This window comes from Variovorax paradoxus (genome assembly GCF_022009635.1).
In the GTDB taxonomy this organism is placed as follows: Bacteria; Pseudomonadota; Gammaproteobacteria; order Burkholderiales; family Burkholderiaceae_C; genus Variovorax.
Map to the genome: position 1 here is coordinate 1,183,745 of NZ_CP091716.1, position 17,008 is coordinate 1,200,752.

At 66.1% G+C, this 17,008-nt stretch carries 18 protein-coding genes and 3 tRNA genes; 15 read left to right on the forward strand and 6 right to left on the reverse strand.

The annotated features are described in order from the left end of the window. Nucleotide 1: 1 nt before the first annotated feature. From L3V85_RS05715 to L3V85_RS05725, 3 genes are read right to left on the reverse strand one after another with little or no spacing between them, the layout of a single operon-like run. On the reverse strand, nucleotides 2-1,084 hold the full coding sequence (locus L3V85_RS05715) for an MSMEG_0568 family radical SAM protein (protein WP_237680497.1): 1,083 nt from the start codon (nucleotides 1,082-1,084) through the stop codon (nucleotides 2-4). After that, complete coding sequence (locus L3V85_RS05720; RefSeq protein WP_237678438.1) at nucleotides 1,047-2,090, reverse strand: Nit6803 family nitrilase; 1,044 nt, start codon at nucleotides 2,088-2,090, stop codon at nucleotides 1,047-1,049. The genes L3V85_RS05715 and L3V85_RS05720 overlap by 38 nt, the downstream gene beginning before the upstream one ends. Nucleotides 2,091-2,104: 14 nt before the next feature. Then, complete coding sequence (locus L3V85_RS05725) at nucleotides 2,105-2,587, reverse strand: MSMEG_0572/Sll0783 family nitrogen starvation response protein (RefSeq protein ID WP_081268458.1); 483 nt, start codon at nucleotides 2,585-2,587, stop codon at nucleotides 2,105-2,107. A 354-nt stretch (nucleotides 2,588-2,941) separates the two neighbouring features. Between L3V85_RS05725 and L3V85_RS05730 the strand changes: the two genes are divergently transcribed. Beyond that, nucleotides 2,942-4,333 (forward strand): PLP-dependent aminotransferase family protein, encoded by a 1,392-nt coding sequence (locus L3V85_RS05730; RefSeq protein WP_237678439.1) that lies wholly within the window; start codon nucleotides 2,942-2,944, stop codon nucleotides 4,331-4,333. A gap of 27 nt (nucleotides 4,334-4,360) precedes the next feature. Here L3V85_RS05730 and L3V85_RS05735 read toward each other — a convergent pair whose 3' ends face one another. Both L3V85_RS05735 and L3V85_RS05740 read right to left on the reverse strand, forming a co-directional pair. Then, entirely contained in the window at nucleotides 4,361-4,915 is a 555-nt protein-coding gene (locus tag L3V85_RS05735) for an Rrf2 family transcriptional regulator (protein WP_237678440.1), read from the reverse strand. A 134-nt stretch (nucleotides 4,916-5,049) separates the two neighbouring features. Next, complete coding sequence (locus L3V85_RS05740; RefSeq protein ID WP_237678441.1) at nucleotides 5,050-5,967, reverse strand: bestrophin family protein; 918 nt, start codon at nucleotides 5,965-5,967, stop codon at nucleotides 5,050-5,052. 98 nt (nucleotides 5,968-6,065) lie between these two features. Here L3V85_RS05740 and L3V85_RS05745 point away from each other — a divergent pair, with 98 nt between their 5' ends. Continuing rightward, nucleotides 6,066-6,491, forward strand: coding sequence for a hypothetical protein (locus tag L3V85_RS05745; protein WP_237678442.1), 426 nt, complete (start codon nucleotides 6,066-6,068; stop codon nucleotides 6,489-6,491). A gap of 309 nt (nucleotides 6,492-6,800) precedes the next feature. Then, nucleotides 6,801-7,502 carry a phosphoglycolate phosphatase gene (locus L3V85_RS05750; protein ID WP_237678443.1) on the forward strand — a complete coding sequence of 234 codons (702 nt, stop codon included), beginning with the start codon at nucleotides 6,801-6,803 and terminating at the stop codon, nucleotides 7,500-7,502. 14 nt (nucleotides 7,503-7,516) lie between these two features. Here the strand turns inward: L3V85_RS05750 and L3V85_RS05755 are convergent, their stop codons facing one another. Then, nucleotides 7,517-8,119, reverse strand: a complete 603-nt coding sequence (locus L3V85_RS05755; RefSeq protein ID WP_237678444.1) for a chalcone isomerase family protein — start codon at nucleotides 8,117-8,119, stop codon at nucleotides 7,517-7,519. 348 nt (nucleotides 8,120-8,467) lie between these two features. On the opposite strand from L3V85_RS05755, the gene trpE reads away from it, so the two are divergent. From trpE to tuf, 12 genes are all read left to right on the forward strand, one after another. Further along, nucleotides 8,468-9,970 (forward strand): anthranilate synthase component I, encoded by a 1,503-nt coding sequence (gene trpE, locus L3V85_RS05760; RefSeq protein WP_237678445.1) that lies wholly within the window; start codon nucleotides 8,468-8,470, stop codon nucleotides 9,968-9,970. Nucleotides 9,971-9,972: 2 nt separating this feature from the next. After that, nucleotides 9,973-10,365 carry a GxxExxY protein gene (locus L3V85_RS05765; RefSeq protein ID WP_237678446.1) on the forward strand — a complete coding sequence of 131 codons (393 nt, stop codon included), beginning with the start codon at nucleotides 9,973-9,975 and terminating at the stop codon, nucleotides 10,363-10,365. Then, nucleotides 10,362-10,946, forward strand: a complete 585-nt coding sequence (locus L3V85_RS05770; protein WP_081268451.1) for an aminodeoxychorismate/anthranilate synthase component II — start codon at nucleotides 10,362-10,364, stop codon at nucleotides 10,944-10,946. Before L3V85_RS05765 ends, L3V85_RS05770 begins: the two co-directional genes overlap by 4 nt. Before the next feature lie 5 nt (nucleotides 10,947-10,951). Next, a complete protein-coding gene (ltaE, locus tag L3V85_RS05775) occupies nucleotides 10,952-12,010 on the forward strand; it encodes a low-specificity L-threonine aldolase (RefSeq protein ID WP_237678447.1) in 1,059 nt (352 codons plus the stop codon). A gap of 17 nt (nucleotides 12,011-12,027) precedes the next feature. After that, the gene (locus tag L3V85_RS05780) at nucleotides 12,028-12,687 is read left to right on the forward strand and encodes a LysE family translocator (protein WP_237678448.1); all 660 of its coding nucleotides are present in this window, start codon (nucleotides 12,028-12,030) and stop codon (nucleotides 12,685-12,687) included. Nucleotides 12,688-12,708: 21 nt separating this feature from the next. After that, on the forward strand, nucleotides 12,709-13,731 hold the full coding sequence (gene trpD, locus L3V85_RS05785; RefSeq protein ID WP_237678449.1) for an anthranilate phosphoribosyltransferase: 1,023 nt from the start codon (nucleotides 12,709-12,711) through the stop codon (nucleotides 13,729-13,731). A 31-nt stretch (nucleotides 13,732-13,762) separates the two neighbouring features. Continuing rightward, complete coding sequence (gene trpC / locus L3V85_RS05790) at nucleotides 13,763-14,563, forward strand: indole-3-glycerol phosphate synthase TrpC (protein WP_237678450.1); 801 nt, start codon at nucleotides 13,763-13,765, stop codon at nucleotides 14,561-14,563. Next, entirely contained in the window at nucleotides 14,560-15,267 is a 708-nt protein-coding gene (locus L3V85_RS05795) for a uracil-DNA glycosylase (RefSeq protein WP_237678451.1), read from the forward strand. Before trpC ends, L3V85_RS05795 begins: the two co-directional genes overlap by 4 nt. 109 nt (nucleotides 15,268-15,376) lie before the next feature. Next, nucleotides 15,377-15,462: transfer RNA gene (locus L3V85_RS05800), tRNA-Tyr, on the forward strand. Between the two features lie 66 nt (nucleotides 15,463-15,528). After that, a tRNA-Gly gene (locus L3V85_RS05805) sits at nucleotides 15,529-15,602 on the forward strand. Between the two features lie 51 nt (nucleotides 15,603-15,653). Continuing rightward, a tRNA-Thr gene (locus L3V85_RS05810) sits at nucleotides 15,654-15,728 on the forward strand. A 73-nt stretch (nucleotides 15,729-15,801) separates the two neighbouring features. Then, nucleotides 15,802-16,995 carry an elongation factor Tu gene (gene tuf, locus L3V85_RS05815; RefSeq protein WP_012745744.1) on the forward strand — a complete coding sequence of 398 codons (1,194 nt, stop codon included), beginning with the start codon at nucleotides 15,802-15,804 and terminating at the stop codon, nucleotides 16,993-16,995. The last annotated feature ends 13 nt before the right edge of the window (nucleotides 16,996-17,008 follow it).

Consider the following 17,008-nt stretch of genomic DNA (forward strand, 5'->3'; position numbering starts at 1 on the left):
GTCAGCCTTCGCTTTCCTTTTCGTATATGGAGAGCGACGAGCAGGCGCCGCACTTGCCGCAGCCGGCCTTGATGTCGGCCGAGCGCAGGCCCGCGGCCACCACGCGCTCGCCCAGCGGCGCGAGCAGCGACTTCATGAATTCGGGCGTGGGGGCGGGGTGGTCTTCCAGCGGCGTGCCGCTGATCGGCACGAAAGGCACGACGAAGGGATACACGCCGCGCGCCAGCAGCTGGTCGCAGGTGTCCAGGATGGCCTCGCGTGTGTCGCCCAGCCCGGCCAGGATGTACGTGCTGACCTGCCCGCGCCCGAACACGGCCACCGCCGCCTCGAAGGCGCTCATGTAGCGCGACACCGGCACACCGGCCTTGCCCGGCATGATGCGTTCGCGCACCTCGGGCGTGACCACTTCCAGGTGCATGCCCAGTGTGTCGATGCCCGCGGCCTTCATGCGGTGGAACCACTGGTCGTCGTCGGGCGGCTCGCACTGGCCCTGGATGGGAATGTCGACCGCGGCCTTGATGGCGAAGGCGCTCTCGCACAGCACGGCCGCGCCGCGGTCGGTGGCGTTGGGCGTGCCGGTGGTCATGACCATGTGCTTCACGCCGTCGAGCAGCACGGCGGCGCGCGCCACCTCGGCGAGCTGCTCCGGCGTCTTGCGCGCGACGGTGCGGCCGGCCGCGAGCGATTGGCCGATCGCGCAGAACTTGCAGCTCTTCTTGCGGCTTTCGTAGCGGATGCAGGTCTGCAGCACGGTGGTGGCGAGCACGTCGCTGCCGTGCAGCGTGGCGATGTGCGAGTAGGGCACACCGTCGAAGGTCTGCATGGCGTAGAAGCGCGGCTGCTTCGGAAAGCTGATGCTCGCGATGGGAATGCTGCCGCGCATCACGCGGCTCATGCCGCTGGCGTCGGGTGCTTCGGCGGTGAAGGGCGAGTGCCACGCGGTCGAGGTGTGGACGGGCACCATGATCGTGTGGCCGTCGACCGTCACGGCCTTGTGGTCCGAAGGGCCCGCGCCGCCGCGGCGGCTCGCGACGCCGGCCGATGGGTCAACCAGCCGCAACCCGAAGGACTGGAGCTCGGTCATCAATTGCCGGCTGTGCGGCAGTGTCGTCGTGGTCATGTTCGGGGCTCCTGGAGGCGAAGGGTTGCGTGAGATGCATGGGCACGGTGGTCTGCGCCGGCCGGTCGTTGATGGCGAGCGACAGCAGCTCGGGCCGCGCGTAGTGGCCGACCGAATCCATCATTCGCTTGCGCTTGGCGATCAGCGCCATGTCGAGGTCGGCCACCACCATGCCTTCGCCTTCGGTGAGCGGCGGCGCGAGATGCTTGCCCTCGGGCGAGACGATGGCCGTGTGGCAGCCGCCGCGCAGCGCCTTCTGCAGATTGGCATCGGGCGTGACCGAGCGGATCTGCTCGTCGGTGAGCCAGCCGGTGGCGTTGACCACGAAGCAGCCCGACTCGAGCGCGTGGTGGCGGATGGTCACTTCCATCTGCTCCGCGAAGATCGGGCCGACCAGCGAGCCGGGGAACTGCGCGCAGTGGATCTGCTCGTGCTGCGCCATCAGCGCGTAGCGCGCGAGCGGGTTGTAGTGCTCCCAGCAGGCCAGCGCGCCGACGCGGCCGACTGCCGTGTCGACCACCTTCAGGCCCGCGCCGTCGCCCATGCCCCAGACCATGCGCTCGTGGTACGTGGGCGTGATCTTGCGGCGCTTGAGCGCCAGCGTGCCGTCGGCATCGAACACCAGCTGCGTGTTGTAGAGGCTGCCGTGGTCGCGCTCGTTCACGCCGAGCACCACCACCATGTTGCGCGCGCGGGCCCGCTCGGCCACCGCCTGCGTGACCGGGCCGGGCACGACCACCGCCCGCTCCGCCAGCCGCAGGTGCGGCGCGCCCTGCAGCACCGGCGGCAGCACGAAGCTGAAGTAGGGGTAGTAGGGCACGAAGGTCTCGGGAAAGACCGCGAGCTGCGCGCCCCTGGCGGCGGCCGCGTCGATGGCGCCGCACACGCGCTCCAGCGTGCCTTCGGGCCGCTCGAAGTCGGGTGCGATCTGTATCGCCGCCGCTCGCACGGTGGTGGGTGTGGATGCCATCGCCGCGCCTTCGCTCACAGTGTCCAGGTGTCCAGGATGACCGCGCCGGCCTTCTTGTGCAGCAGCACGAGGTCGAGCACGTCGAGCGGGTTGATCGGCGTGATGCCCTCGATCAGCGCGCCTTCGCCGTGGCCGTAAAGCGCCTGCAGCGCGAAGCGGCAGGCATACACCTTGCCGCCTTCTTCCATGAACTTGACGATCTGCTTGTTGAAGTTCTGGTGGCCAGGGAAGGCTTCGTCGCCCAGCGTGGGAAAGCCGCGCTGCACGCCCAGCGTCACGCCGGGGCCGTACAGAAGCACCGAGGTCTCGTAGCCCTTGCGGCGCAGCCGCGTCGCCTGCAGCAGGTTGACGAAGCCGATGGAGCCTTCGAAGGCCACGGTGTGGAAGGTGACGAGCGCCTTCTCGCCAGGCTCGGCCTTGACGTCTTCGAACACCTTCTCTTCGTAGTCGACGAGGTACTCGCCTTTCTCGTTGCGGGGGCGGGTGACTTTGGGCATGGGGGACTCCGGTTGGGTGGTTGGACACGCAGGTCTTGCGTGCCTTCCTCTTCGCAGGCGATGTGCCAGCGCGCACGCAGGCTCGTGCAATCAAGTCGCGATCAACGCGCAGCGGCGCGGGCCGCGCAGTGCAAAAAATTTTTCGAGTGCACGCAAAGGCCGGCCGGCGGGCGGACCGAGCGGCCTGCCTTGCACCGGGAAGACGCATGCGCCGTGCGATCAATGCACCCGATCAATGGGGTTGATCGCACCTGATCGAAGCATCCGGGCCCTCTGGGGCGGGCGCGGATCCTGCGTGTCGATCGGTGGCTGGATGCAATCAATGGATGCAATCAACTTCGCCGGAGCCCACCGATGACTACCATCACCGCCCACTGGCGCAGGCAGCTGCGCAACAGCGCCCGACCTGCCTATCTGCAGCTGGCCGAGCTGATCGCCGACGACATCAAGACCGGCCGCCTCGGCGTGCGCGACCGGCTGCCCACGCTGCGCGAACTGGCGAACGACCTGGAGCTGAACTACACGACGGTGGCGCGCGGCTATGCCGAGGCGCGCAAGCGCGGGCTGATCGATTCGCGCGCGGGCACGGGCACCTTCATCCGCTCGGGCAGCCCGAGCCTGCGGCTGCGCGGCGGCAGCGGCGCGGAGATGACGATGAACATGCCGCCCGAGCCCGACGACGAGCACCTGATGGCGCGGCTGCACGACAGCGCGAGCCGGGCCTTCGCGCAGGCCGACTTTCACGACCTGCTGCGCTACCAGGACTTCGGCGGCACCGCGCACGACCGTGCCGCCGCCATGCACTGGCTGCGGCCCTTCGTGCCCGATGCGAGCGTCGACCGCATCCTGGTGTGCCCCGGCATCCACGGCGTGCTCACCGCGCTGTTCTCGCAGCTGGCAAGGCCGGGCGAGCTGGTGTGCGTGGAGTCGCTCACGTACCCCGGCGTGAAGGCCATCGCGGCGCAGCTGGGCGTGCAGTTGCATGCGCTGCAGATGGACGACGACGGCCCCATCGCCGATGCCTTCGAACATGCCTGCAAGACGCTCAAGCCCAAGGCGCTGTACTGCAACCCCACGCTGCTGAATCCGACCTCCGCCACGGTGTCGCGCGCCCGGCGCGAGGCACTGGCGGACGTGGCGCTGCGCTACGCGGTGCCGATCATCGAGGACGACGCCTACGGCATGCTGCCGCGCCAGGTGCCCGCGTCGCTCGCCACGCTGGCGCCTGGGCTCACCTACTACGTGAGCGGATTTTCGAAATGCTTCGGTGCGGGGCTGCGCAGCGCGTACGTGTGCTCGCCGACGGTGGTGCAGTCGCAGCGGCTGGCCGGCGCCATGCGCGCGACCACGGTGATGGCATCACCCATCACCAATGCGCTGACCACGCTGTGGGTGGAGGACGGCACCACGGAAGAAATGCTGCAGGCGGTGCGCGCGGAGTCGATGGCGCGGCAGGTGCTGGCCACGCGCTATCTGGGCGCGAGCGGCCTGCAGGCGCATCCCGAGGGCTTTCATGCGTGGCTGCCGCTCACTCCGGGCTGGAGCCCGGTGGAGTTCGCGTCGTACCTGCGCACGCAGAACGTGGGCGTGGTCGCGAGCGCGGCCTTCTCTACCGACGGCGATCCGCCCGACGCGGTGCGCATCTGCCTGGGCGGGCCGATGTCGCGCGAGCAGTGCGATCAGGCGCTGCGGCTCATCGCGGACACGCTGGCGCATCCGCTGCATCCGCATGCCACGCTGCGCTGACCGCCGCAGGCGCGGCGGCGTGTGCCGTCAGCGCTTGGCGAACACGCCGCTCCATGCGAACACGGAGTTGGGCGCGTTCACGTGCCGCAGGCTGGGCACGGGGCGCGGCTGGGGCTCTTTCTTGCGCGGGGCTTCTTCTTCGACGCGCACGCCCTTGGCGAGCTGGTCGTCGACCAGGCTCTGCAGGGTCACGGAGTCGAGGAACTCCATCACGTGGTGGTTGGCGGATGCCCAGAGCGCTTCGGTGGAGTAGCAGCCGGAATCGCCGGCTGCATTCGTGGTGGCCTTGCCGTGCGGCGGTGCGCCTTCGGCCTCGGGCGCGGCCTGGCCGTCGACCGAGAACAGGATGTCCGCAACGGTGATCTCCGAGGCCTTGCGCATCAGCGTGTAGCCGCCGCCGGGACCGCGGGTCGCCTTCACCAGCGCATGCTGGCGCAGCTTGCTGAAGAGTGCCTCCAGCGACGAGCGTGCAATGTGTTGGCGCTTGGCGATCGACGCCAGGGCCACGGGGCCGGCCTGCTCGCGCAGTGCGACATCGATCATGGCCGTCACGGCGAAGCCGCCCTTCGTCGTCAGACGCATGGAGTGTTCCTCATGGATGTGTCTGGAATACAGACATTGAATGAATGGCTGTCTTGCGCGTGCGCGGAAGACAGCGCCGGAACGTAGGTGTCCGAAAGCCCCGAAAAAGTTTCCGGAATGCTTCTTAAGCTTCTTCAGGTTTGGATGTAACCAACGGTTCGCGCGTCGGTGTTTTCCGGCGATCGAGGCTCGCCCATCATCTCGCGCAGGGTGGATTCGATCATGCGGGACATCGCGTCCAGGGCCAGGTCGTTGGGCTGGGTGCCGAAGGGCTCTTCGATCTCCGCGCCCAGCGCCTCGAGCGCGAAGAAGGTGTACGCGATAAACGCGACCACCACCGGCGTCATCGCGCCGATGGCATCGACGAGGCCGAAGGGCAGCAGCACGCAATAGAGATAAATCGTGCGGTGGATGATGACGGAATAGGTGAAGGGAATCGGCGTGCCAGCGATGCGCTCGCAGCCGCCCAGCGCCTCCGTCAGCCGCCCCAGCGGAACTTCCATGGCCTGCGCGAGCATCGGGTCGAGCCGGCCGCTCTTGCGCTGGTCGCGCAGCCATTCGCCGACCATGAGCAGCAGCACGGCCGGCTTGAAGCGCGCCGTGCGCAGGCGCTCGCAGTCTTCGGGTGGCAACAGGCGGGCGAGATCGGCGGAAGGATCGGTGCCGCGCAGCTGATGGCGCAGTGCATGCACGAAGGCGATGAGGCGCGCGGCCGCAGTGCCGGCGTGCGACGGCGAGTCGCCGAGCGTCAGGGCCTGGCGCACCAGCGAGCGTGTTTCGTTGAGCAGGGTGCCCCACAGGGTGCGGGCTTCCCAATACCGCGAATAGCTCGTGCTGTTCCTGAAGCCCAGGAAGATGGCGAGCGTGAGGCCGATGAGCGAGAAGGGCACGAAGTTGAGCGGCACCTTCCATTGGAAGAGCCGCCCGTGCAGCACCGTCACCAGCACCGCGAAGGCGGTGGTCCACAACAGCTGCGGAACGATGTCCGGCAGAACCGAGCCGCGCCACACGAAGAGCATGCGCAGCCAGTGAGGGCGGGGTCGGACGATCATCGGTCGGCCATTATCCCCGCGCGCTGGCGCCAGGGCCCCCCGGACCACAGAATGGGGCTCTCATCCACAGCCTTGAGGCATTCGCCGATCCACACACCATGTTGACCTACGCAATCCAGAGAGTTGGCTACGACTACAAGCAGACGGACCCGCAAGGGGAGACGAACCTGATCGCCTTCATGGCCGCCATCGACGCCTTCCCATGGGCCGAGCAGCTCGCGCAATGGGACGAGCAGCAGGACGGCCCGCTGCCGACGCTGGTGTTGCAGAACGAATCCGACCAGCGTGAGCTGTGGATCTCGGCGCTGGGCGAAGGCCGCAACCTCAGCTACCAGTTGCAGTCGATGTCGATGCAGATGCGCAAGGGCTTCTTCGGCAAGGCGAAGCTGGAGCAGGACGTGACGGTCGTGGACGAGAGCAGCCGCGGCGAGGTCGATCGTCTCTGCGAACTTTTCTGCGACGGGCAGTACGAGGTTTTCGACCGCGAGGTGGCAAGACTCGCCGCGCGAGACAGCGGCGACTGAGACGGCGAGGCCCCCCGCGCACTACTTCTTATCTATTCTTCTTATTCAATTAGTAGTAGTAGATAAGGGTAAACCCCCGCTGTGGACAGTGCGCTTTTTTCCATGGCTGACAACGACTTGTCATATCGGTGTCACTGTGTGCACCCGTGCTTTCGGGCTGTATGGGAACGGGAACAACTCGAGAGCCGACGTTCCCGCTGTGGATAACCGGCGCCTTGTGCCGAAACTGTCCCCAGGGTTTTCCCGGAGGGATGGCTCTGATATGTTTTGACCGCCATTCCCTTCCATTCGCAACTCCATCGGCTTGCCTTGAACTCCATCAGCCTTCACCCCCATCGGTTCGACGCCGCCATCGTCGACCTCGACGGCACCATGGTCGACACGCTCGGCGACTTCGCCGCATCGCTGAACCGCATGCTTGCCGATCTCTCCCTGCCCGCTGTCGAGCCGGCCGCGATCGAACGCATGGTGGGCAAGGGGTCGGAGCACCTGATTCATTCCGCGCTCGTGCACGTGATGGCGCCGACCGAAGGCAATGCCGCAGATGCCAGGGCGCGCGCCTTGTTCGACCGCGCCTGGGAGCGCTATCAGCATCACTATCTGGCAGTGAACGGCCAGCATTCGGCGGTGTACGCGGGCGTGATCGACGGCCTGAAGGCGCTGCGCGCGCAGGGCCTGCGGCTGGCGTGCCTCACGAACAAGCCGACGTCGTTCGCGAAGCCGCTGCTGGCCGAGAAGGGGCTCGACGGTTTCTTCGAGCTGGTGTTCGGCGGCGACGCCTTCGAGCGCAAGAAGCCCGACCCGCTGCCGCTGCTGAAGACCTGCGAGGCACTGGGCACGACGCCCGCGCGCACGCTGATGGTGGGCGATTCGAGCAACGACGCGCGTGCCGCGCGCGCCGCCGGCTGCCCCGTGGTGCTCGTGACCTACGGCTACAACCACGGCGAACCGGTGCGCGCGGTGGACGCCGACGGCTTCGTGGATTCGCTGGCCGAGCTGGCGGCCGCCTGAGCCGCGGCTCTTGGCTACTGCTTCCCGAGCAGCGCGTCCTTCAGCTTCCAGTCCGCCGGGTTCGGCCCCAGCCAGATGCGCAGCAGCGCGTTGAAGAACGCCGGCTCCTTCACCGGATCGGGCTGCGGCACGCCGCGCACCGTGATCACCGTGCCCGTGCCTGGCACCCAGTCGATGTTGAAGGTGTCGCCTGTTTTCAACTGCTTCTGGTCCGCGAACATCTGGCCCATGCGCAGCAGGCCCGGAATGAGGTTGACCATTTCGCTCTTGGGCGAGTTCTCTTCCACGCCCTTGGTGAAGAGCTTGCCGAGTTCGTTGGCGTCGATGTCGCGCAGCATCGTGATGGCCACGCGCTTGGGGCCGGGCGTGGCCAGTGCTTCTTCCGGCGTCGACACTTTCTTGCCCACGTACAGCCCCGCCGTGTAGACCTTGAAGATGGCCTTGTAGCGAATGCCCGCGCCGTTGAGCTGCAGCGGGCTGCCGTGCAGGTCCATGCGGTCTTCGAGCTTGACGCCCGCCACGTCGACTTGCGCTGCCTGGACGCCGAGCGCGGCGCTTGCGAGGCAGGCCGCCAGGGCGAGCCGGGAGAACACTGTCGGGAGCGAAAAGGCTGGCACGGGATGTCTCCTCGTTATTTTGCGAACGGTCGTGCGAATGTATCTTTTCGTTTTATGAGCAACCTCCGGGGGAACCCTGAAGCCGCCTGGAACGGCTGTTGTTGTGCGAACCGGCGTTTTCGTGGGCTAAACTCGCCGTTCCATGTTCGTTCATCACATCAATCAAACAGGTGAAGGCAGCCGGGGAGCCTGGCCCTGGCGTAGCCATACATCGCTGACTGTTTGATTGCACGGCGCACGCCGTGCGCCCGCGGTTCCGGATCGACACATACTCGACGACGCCGGACCACCCGTGAATGACCTTGCCCCGGCCAAAGAAGCGCCGGCTGGCAATTGGAGAACGAACCCGTGATCACCGAACTTGAATTCAAGAGCCTCAGCGCCCAGGGCTACAACCGCATTCCGCTGATGGCCGAGGCCTTCGCCGACCTCGAGACGCCCCTTTCCCTTTATCTCAAGCTGGCCCATTCGCAGGGCGGCGGCAAGCACAGCTTCCTGCTCGAATCCGTGGTGGGCGGCGAGCGCTTCGGGCGCTACAGCTTCATCGGCTTGCCGGCAAAGACGTTGCTGCGCGCCAGCGGCTTCGGCGCCGATGCCGTCACCGAGGTGGTGACTGACGGTCAGGTCGTCGAGACCGCCAAGGGCAACCCGCTCGACTTCATTGCCGAATACCAGAAGCGCTTCAAGGTGGCGCTGCGTCCGGGCCTTCCGCGCTTCTGCGGCGGCCTTGCGGGCTACTTCGGCTACGACACCGTGCGCCACATCGAGCGCAAGCTCGAGAAGAGCTGCCCGCCCGACACGCTCGGCTGCCCCGACATCCTGCTGTTGCAGTGCGAGGAGCTCGCCGTCATCGACAACCTGTCGGGCAAGCTCTACCTCATCGTCTACGCCGATCCGAAGCAGCCCGAGGCCTACGCCACGGGCAAGCGCCGCCTTCGCGAACTGAAGGAAAAGCTCAAGTACTCGGTGAGCGCACCGATCGTGAAGCCCACGCAGCCGCATCCGCCCGAGCGCAGCTTTGCCAAGGCCGACTACCTCGCGGCCGTGGAGCGCGCCAAGGAAATGATCGCCGCCGGCGACTTCATGCAGGTGCAGGTGGGCCAGCGCATCAGCAAGCGCTACACCGAGTCGCCGCTGTCGCTGTACCGGGCGCTGCGTTCGCTCAATCCGTCGCCCTACATGTACTACTACCACCTGGGCGACTTCCATGTGGTGGGCGCGTCGCCCGAGATCCTGGTGCGCCAGGAGAACACGGGCGAGGGCGAGCAGAAGATCACCATCCGCCCGCTGGCCGGCACGCGTCCGCGCGGCGCCTCGATCGAGCTCGACAAGGCGGCCGAGGTGGAACTCATCAACGACCCGAAGGAGCGCGCCGAGCACGTGATGCTGATCGACCTCGCGCGCAACGACATCGGCCGCATCGCCAAGACCGGCACGGTGAAAGTGACGGAAGCCTTCGCGGTGGAGCGCTACAGCCACGTGATGCATATCGTGAGCAACGTCGAAGGCACGCTGAAGGACGGCATGACCGCCATCGACGTGCTCAAGGCCACGTTCCCGGCCGGCACGCTGACCGGCGCGCCCAAGGTGCATGCGATGGAGCTCATCGACCAGCTGGAGCCCACCAAGCGCGGTCTCTACGGCGGCGCCTGCGGCTACATCAGCTATGCGGGCGACATGGACGTGGCCATCGCGATTCGCACCGGCATCGTGAAAGACCAGATGCTGCACGTGCAGGCCGCGGCCGGCGTGGTGGCCGACTCGGTGCCCGAACTCGAGTGGAAAGAAACAGAAGCCAAGGCGCGCGCACTCCTGCGTGCCGCCGAACTGGTCGAGGAAGGCCTGGAGTAAGCATGAGCACAGCACCCGATATTCAGAACGATTTCTCGCACGAGATCATCGGCGCCGCCGTCGAAGTGCAGCGCGTGCTCGGCACGGGGCTCGATGAAGCGGCCTACGCTGCCGCGCTGGCCATCGAGCTGGCCGAGCGCGAGATCGGCTTCACGCGCGACGTGGCGATGTCGGCCAGCTACAAGGGCCGCTCGCTGGGCGAGGTGTACCGCGCGGGCTTCGTGATCGAGCAGTCGGTCATCGTCGAGCTCAAGGCGGTCGACGTGCTGACCGACCTGCATCGCGCGCAAGTGCTGGCCGCGCTGCGGCTGTCGGGCCTCAAGCTGGGCCTCCTGATCAACTTCAATGTGTTCCCCGTCGTCAAGGGCGTGCACCGGATTGTGAGCAAGCCATGAAACTGCTGATGATCGACAACTACGACAGCTTCACCTACAACATCGTCCAGTACTTCGGCGAGTTGGGTGCGGACGTGCAGGTGCATCGCAACGACGAGATCACCGTGGCGCAGATCGGCGAGCTCATCGCCTCGGGCGTGACGCGGCTGGTGGTGTCGCCGGGACCGTGTTCGCCGGCGGAGGCGGGCGTGTCGGTGGCGGCCATCGAGGCCTTCGCGGGCAAGCTGCCCATTCTTGGCGTGTGCCTGGGGCACCAGGCCATCGGCGCGGCCTTCGGCGGCAAGATCGTGCGTGCGCAGCAGTTGATGCACGGCAAGACCAGCGAGATCACGACCACGCAGGAAGGCGTGTTCGCGGGGCTGCCGCAGAAATTCGTGGTCAACCGCTACCACTCGCTGTCGATCGAGCGCGAGAGCTGCCCCAAGGCGCTGGCTGTCACCGCATGGACCGACGACGGCGAGATCATGGGCGTGCGGCACACCGGCTTCGCGCACGACGTGCGCATCGAAGGCGTGCAGTTCCATCCTGAATCGATCCTCACCGAACATGGCCACGCCATGCTCAAGAACTTTCTGGACTAGCCACCATGACCGACCGCACCCACCTCGTCGACCTGCGCAGCGACACCGTCACCCAACCCACGCTCGCTATGCGGGAGGCCATGATGGCGGCGCCGCTGGGCGACGACGTCTTCGGCACCGACCCGAGCGTGAACGCGCTGCAGGAAAAGATCGCCGCCATGCTCGGCTTCGAGGCCGCGCTGTTCGTGCCGACCGGCACGCAGAGCAACCTCTGCGCGATTCTTTCGCATTGCGGCCGGGGCGACGAATACATCGTCGGCCAGCAGGCGCATTGCTACCGCTGGGAAGGTGGCGGCGCGGCGGTGTTCGGCAGCGTGCAGCCGCAGCCGCTCGATCATGCGGCCGACGGCACCTTGCCGCTCGCCCAGATCGAGGCGGCCATCAAGCCCGACGACGCGCACTTCGCGCGCACGCGGCTGCTGGCGCTGGAGAACACGCTGGGCGGCAAGCTGCTGCCCTTCGAGTACGTGCAGGCCGCGACCGACCTTGCCAAGCGCAAGGGGCTGCAGCGGCACCTGGACGGGGCGCGCCTCTTCAACGCAGCGACTGCGCAGGCTGCGTCCAGCAAGAACAGCGACATCCGCGCGGAAGCCCGTCGCATCGCGCAGTGTTTCGACAGCGTGTCGGTGTGCTTCAGCAAGGGCCTGGGCGCACCCATCGGCTCGGCGCTGGTGGGCTCGCGCGAGTTCATCGCGCGGGCGCACCGCATCCGCAAGATGGCGGGCGGCGGCATGCGTCAGGCCGGGTTGCTGGCGGCAGCGGCATCGCATGCGCTCGATCATCACATCGACCGCCTGGCCGACGACCATGCGCTGGCGCAGCGGCTCGCACAGGGGCTCGAAGGCATCGAGGGTCTGAAGGTCGAGGCGCCGCACACCAACATCGTGTTCGTCGATCTCACCGGCGCCGCGCAGGCGCGCTCCACCGAACTGCTCGCGAGCCTCAACCAGCAGGGCATCCTGGCGACGGGGCTCTACAGGTTGCGTTTCGTGACGCACCTCGATGTCGATGCCGCGGGCGTCGACCGCGCGGTCACCGCGATCCGCGGATTCTTCAACGCCTGAGCCGCAAGGAGAGCGTGATGCCTGATCTTCCTCATCTGCTCGCCTTCATCGCCGCCGGCTGGCTGCTCAACCTGACGCCGGGGCCCGACGTGCTGTACGTCGTGAGCAACTCGCTGCGCTCCGGCGTGCGCGCCGGCATCATGGCAGGGCTGGGCATCACCACGGGCTGCTTCGTCCACATCTTCGCCGCGGCCGTGGGCGTCGGTACCCTGATGGCGACGTCGGCCACGGCATTCACGGTGCTCAAGTACATCGGCGCGGCGTACCTGCTGTACCTCGGCGTGCGCATGGTGCTGTCGCGCGCGAAGCCGCCGGCTGACCTGCAGGCCGAGGCCGCGGCGGCCGGTGAGCGCAGCCTGAAGGCGATCTTCCTTGGCGGCTTCTGGACCAACGTGCTCAACCCCAAGGTCGCGCTGTTCTTCCTGGCCTTCGTGCCGCAATTCATCGCGCCCGGTGCCGGCAACACGGCGCTCTGCTTCGTGCTGCTGGGCGTGCTGTTCAACGTCAACGCCATTCCGGTGAACGTCGGCTGGGCCGTCGCGGCGGGCTGGATGGCCCGCCGCAGCGCAGTGCAGAAAGGCATGCACTGGCTCGACCGCGCAGCCGGCGTGCTGTTCATCGGCTTCGGCCTCAAGCTCGCTTTCACCGATGCGCCCGCCGTTCGCGTCGGCCGCTGATTCATTTCGAGGAGACTTTCCATGATCACCCCCCAGGAAGCGCTGCAGCGCACCATCGAACACCGCGAAGTCTTCCACGACGAGATGCTGCACATCGTGCGCCTCATCATGAGCGGCGAGTGCTCGCCCGTGATGATGGCCGCGCTGATCACCGGCCTGCGCGTGAAGAAGGAAACCATCGGCGAGATCACCGCCGCGGCGCAGGTGATGCGCGAGGTGTCGACCAAGGTGCCTGTGACGGACACGACGAACCTCGTCGACATCGTCGGCACCGGCGGCGATGGTTCGCACACCTTCAACATCTCGACCTGCTCGATGTTCGTGGCTGCCGCCGCGGGCGCCAAGGTGAGCAAGCACGGCGGACGCAGCGTCTCGAGCAAGTCGGGCAGTGCCGACGTGCTGGAGTCGCTGGGCGTGAACATCAACCTGAAGCCCGAGCAGATCGCGCGCTCCATCGAGGAGTGCGGAATCGGTTTCATGTTCGCGCCGAACCACCATCCAGCGATGAAGAACGTCGCGCCGGTGCGCAAGGAGCTCGGCATCAAGACGATCTTCAACATCCTCGGGCCGCTGACCAACCCGGCCGGTGCGCCGAACATCCTGATGGGCGTGTTCCACCCCGACCTCGTGGGCATCCAGGTGCGCGCGCTGCAGCGCCTGGGCACGGAGCATGCGATGGTGGTCTACGGCCGCGACGGCATGGACGAGATCTCGCTCGGCGCGGCCACCATGGTGGGCGAACTGAAGGACGGCGAGATCCGCGAATACGAACTGCACCCCGAGGACTTCGGCTTCGCGATGTCGAGCAACCGCGCGCTGCGCGTGGAAACGCCGGAGCAGTCGAAGGCCATGCTGCTGGGGGTGCTCGACAATCAGGCCGGGCCCGCGCTCGACATCGTGCTGCTGAACGCCGGCGCCGCGCTGTATGCGGCCAACGTGGTCGATTCAGTGGCGGCGGGCGTCGAGCGTTCGCGCGCCGCCATTGCGTCGGGTGCCGCCAAGGCCAAGCTCGCGGAGCTGGTCAAGGCATCCGCCACCGTCTGAACACAGAGAAACCGGGAGCACCAGAAACCCTATGTCCGACATCCTCGACAAGATCGTTGCCGTCAAGCACCAGGAGGTTGCCGCGGCCCGCAAGCGCGCTTCGCTCGAAGCGGTGCGCTTCGACGCAGAGAGCCGCGTGCTGACGCGTGATTTCGAAGCCGCACTGCGCGCCAAGATCGCCGCGGGCCACGCGGCGGTGATCGCCGAAGTCAAGAAGGCCAGCCCGAGCAAAGGCGTGCTGCGCGCGGATTTCATTCCGGCCGACATCGCGCAGAGCTATGCCGAGGGCGATGGCACGGTCAGCGCGGCCTGTCTTTCGGTGCTGACCGACAAGCAGTTCTTCCAGGGCGGCGTCGACTACCTCAAGCAGGCGCGTGCATCGTGCGACCTGCCGGTGCTGCGCAAGGATTTCATCGTCGACGACTACCAGGTGTACGAATCGCGCGCGATGGGCGCCGATGCGATCCTGCTGATTGCCGCATGCCTTGACGATGCGCAGATGAAGGACTACGAAGCCATTGCGCGCGGGCTGGGCATGGCGGTGCTGGTGGAGGTGCACGACGCGGCCGAACTCGATCGCGCGCTGAAGCTCAAGACGGCGTTGATCGGCGTCAACAACCGCAATCTGCGCAACTTCGAGGTGTCGATTCAGGCGACCATCGATCTGCTGCCCAGGCTGCCGGCTGACCGCTTGCCGGTGACGGAGTCGGGCATCGGTACGCGCGAAGACGTGGCCACGCTGCGCGCGGCAGGCGTCAACGCCTTCCTGGTCGGCGAGGCCTTCATGCGTGCCAAGGAACCCGGCGAGGCCCTCGCTGCGTTGTTCCAATGAGCAGGCCCGACCAGCTGTCGAGCAGCGATCCCGCCGACTGGCCCGTGGCGCCAGGCTGGCAGCCGCTGGTCGATGATTTCTTTGCCAGTGCGGTGGGGCAGAAGCTGCAGGGCTTTTTGCGCGAACGGCTCGATGCCGGCGCGGTGATCTTCCCGCCGCAGCCGTTGCGGGCGCTGGAACTTACGCCGCCTGAAGACGTGCGCGTGGTCATCCTGGGGCAGGACCCGTATCACGGACGTGGGCAGGCCGAGGGACTGGCGTTTTCGGTGGCGCCCGGCGTCGCGCTGCCGCCATCGCTGCGCAATATCTTCAAGGAGCTACAGCGCGACCTGGGTACGGCGCCGCCTCCGTTCCCGAGCCCGGGTGGCAGCCTGGTGAAATGGGCCACGCATGGTGTGCTGTTGCTCAACACCTGCCTGACGGTCGAAGAGGCGCAGCCGGCCAGCCATTCAGGGCGTGGCTGGGAGGTGCTGACGGATGCCGTCATTCGTCATGTTTCAGGCGGTGCCAAACCTGTTGTTTTTATGCTCTGGGGCTCGCACGCGCAAAGTAAGCGGGCGTTGATCGACGTTGGGCGACATAAGGTGCTGATGTCGAATCATCCGTCGCCTCTTTCGGCCCTGAGGCCACCCGTGCCGTTCATCGGCTGCGGTCATTTCGGTGAAGCACGTGCCTGGCGTGAGGCGCAGCAGTCGGCGGGGTGAAAACTTAGGCGATAATCGCAGGCTCACGCCTTGAGCGGTTTTCCTGCATCTTCGTTGATGCATGGATTTCCGAGTAGTCACAAAACCGTGCTATATTTCGAGGTTCGCCGGAGAGGTGGCCGAGTGGTTAATGGCAGCAGACTGTAAATCTGCCCTCTTACGAGTACGCTGGTTCGAATCCAGCCCTCTCCACCAGCGATGAATTTGGTTTCTAAGAGCGATTGGATCTAGCGCTTTGGGTGCCTTGAAAGTGCCCCCGATGCGGGAGTAGTTCAATGGTAGAACCCCAGCCTTCCAAGCTGATGACGCGGGTTCGATTCCCGTCTCCCGCTCCAGAGATCCGGTTCGTTGTTGAGGCGATGTGAATTCGTAACTTAGTTACAAAAGCCCTTTTGGCTCAGTGGTAGAGCACTCCCTTGGTAAGGGAGAGGTCGCGGGTCCGATTCCCGCAAAGGGCACCAATTTCTGGGGGTTGCAACGGCAGCTTTGCAACCCATCTGCATACGTTGAAAACGTTTTTTTCGGAGTCGAAAAATGGCAAAAGGTAAATTCACCCGCACCAAGCCTCACGTCAACGTGGGCACGATCGGTCACGTCGACCACGGCAAGACCACGCTGACGGCTGCGATCGCCACGGTGCTGTCGGCCAAGTTCGGCGGCGAAGCCAAGGCCTACGACCAGATCGACGCTGCGCCTGAAGAAAAGGCACGCGGCATCACGATCAACACCGCGCACGTCGAGTACGAAACGGCCAACCGCCACTACGCACACGTCGACTGCCCCGGCCACGCCGACTACGTGAAGAACATGATCACCGGCGCTGCCCAGATGGATGGCGCCATTCTGGTGTGCTCGGCCGCTGACGGCCCGATGCCCCAGACCCGTGAACACATCCTGCTGGCTCGCCAGGTGGGCGTGGGCTACATCATCGTTTTCCTGAACAAGTGCGACATGGTCGACGACGCCGAACTGCTCGAGCTCGTCGAAATGGAAGTGCGCGAGCTGCTCGACAAGTACGAGTTCCCTGGCGACGACACCCCCATCATCCACGGCTCGGCCAAGCTCGCCCTGGAAGGTGACAAGGGCAAGCTGGGCGAAGAAGCCATCATGAAGCTGGCTGAAGCGCTGGACACGTACATCCCGACGCCCGAGCGCGCCGTGGACGGCACGTTCCTGATGCCCGTGGAAGACGTGTTCTCGATCTCGGGTCGCGGCACCGTGGTGACTGGCGCCGTCGAGCGTGGCGTGATCAAGGTCGGTGAAGAAATCGAAATCGTGGGCATCCGCCCGACGGTCAAGACCACCTGCACCGGCGTGGAAATGTTCCGCAAGCTGTTGGACCAAGGTCAGGCCGGCGACAACGTGGGCGTGCTGCTGCGCGGCACGAAGCGCGAAGAAGTCGAACGCGGCCAAGTGCTGTGCAAGCCCGGCTCGATCAAGCCGCACACGCACTTCACCGCCGAGGTGTACGTCCTGTCGAAGGACGAAGGCGGCCGTCACACGCCGTTCTTCAACAACTACCGTCCGCAGTTCTACTTCCGCACGACGGACGTGACCGGCGCGATCGAGCTGCCCAAGGACAAGGAAATGGTCATGCCCGGCGACAACGTCAGCATCACCGTCAAGCTGATCAACCCGATCGCGATGGAAGAAGGCCTGCGCTTCGCCATCCGTGAAGGCGGTCGCACCGTGGGTTCGGGCGTCGTGGCCAAGATCCTCGACATCTAAGCCAAGCGCAAAG

Coding starts and splice junctions, on each gene's coding strand:
- L3V85_RS05770 (WP_081268451.1), top strand. CDS start 10,362: ATGAAACTGCTGATGATCGACAACTACGACAGCTTCACCTACAACATC.
- L3V85_RS05730 (WP_237678439.1), top strand. CDS start 2,942: ATGACTACCATCACCGCCCACTGGCGCAGGCAGCTGCGCAACAGCGCC.
- L3V85_RS05765 (WP_237678446.1), top strand. CDS start 9,973: ATGAGCACAGCACCCGATATTCAGAACGATTTCTCGCACGAGATCATC.
- trpD (WP_237678449.1), top strand. CDS start 12,709: ATGATCACCCCCCAGGAAGCGCTGCAGCGCACCATCGAACACCGCGAA.
- trpC (WP_237678450.1), top strand. CDS start 13,763: ATGTCCGACATCCTCGACAAGATCGTTGCCGTCAAGCACCAGGAGGTT.
- L3V85_RS05720 (WP_237678438.1), bottom strand. CDS start 2,090: ATGGCATCCACACCCACCACCGTGCGAGCGGCGGCGATACAGATCGCA.
- L3V85_RS05795 (WP_237678451.1), top strand. CDS start 14,560: ATGAGCAGGCCCGACCAGCTGTCGAGCAGCGATCCCGCCGACTGGCCC.
- L3V85_RS05735 (WP_237678440.1), bottom strand. CDS start 4,915: ATGCGTCTGACGACGAAGGGCGGCTTCGCCGTGACGGCCATGATCGAT.
- L3V85_RS05725 (WP_081268458.1), bottom strand. CDS start 2,587: ATGCCCAAAGTCACCCGCCCCCGCAACGAGAAAGGCGAGTACCTCGTC.
- L3V85_RS05715 (WP_237680497.1), bottom strand. CDS start 1,084: ATGACCGAGCTCCAGTCCTTCGGGTTGCGGCTGGTTGACCCATCGGCC.
- L3V85_RS05745 (WP_237678442.1), top strand. CDS start 6,066: ATGTTGACCTACGCAATCCAGAGAGTTGGCTACGACTACAAGCAGACG.
- L3V85_RS05740 (WP_237678441.1), bottom strand. CDS start 5,967: ATGATCGTCCGACCCCGCCCTCACTGGCTGCGCATGCTCTTCGTGTGG.
- tuf (WP_012745744.1), top strand. CDS start 15,802: ATGGCAAAAGGTAAATTCACCCGCACCAAGCCTCACGTCAACGTGGGC.
- L3V85_RS05780 (WP_237678448.1), top strand. CDS start 12,028: ATGCCTGATCTTCCTCATCTGCTCGCCTTCATCGCCGCCGGCTGGCTG.
- ltaE (WP_237678447.1), top strand. CDS start 10,952: ATGACCGACCGCACCCACCTCGTCGACCTGCGCAGCGACACCGTCACC.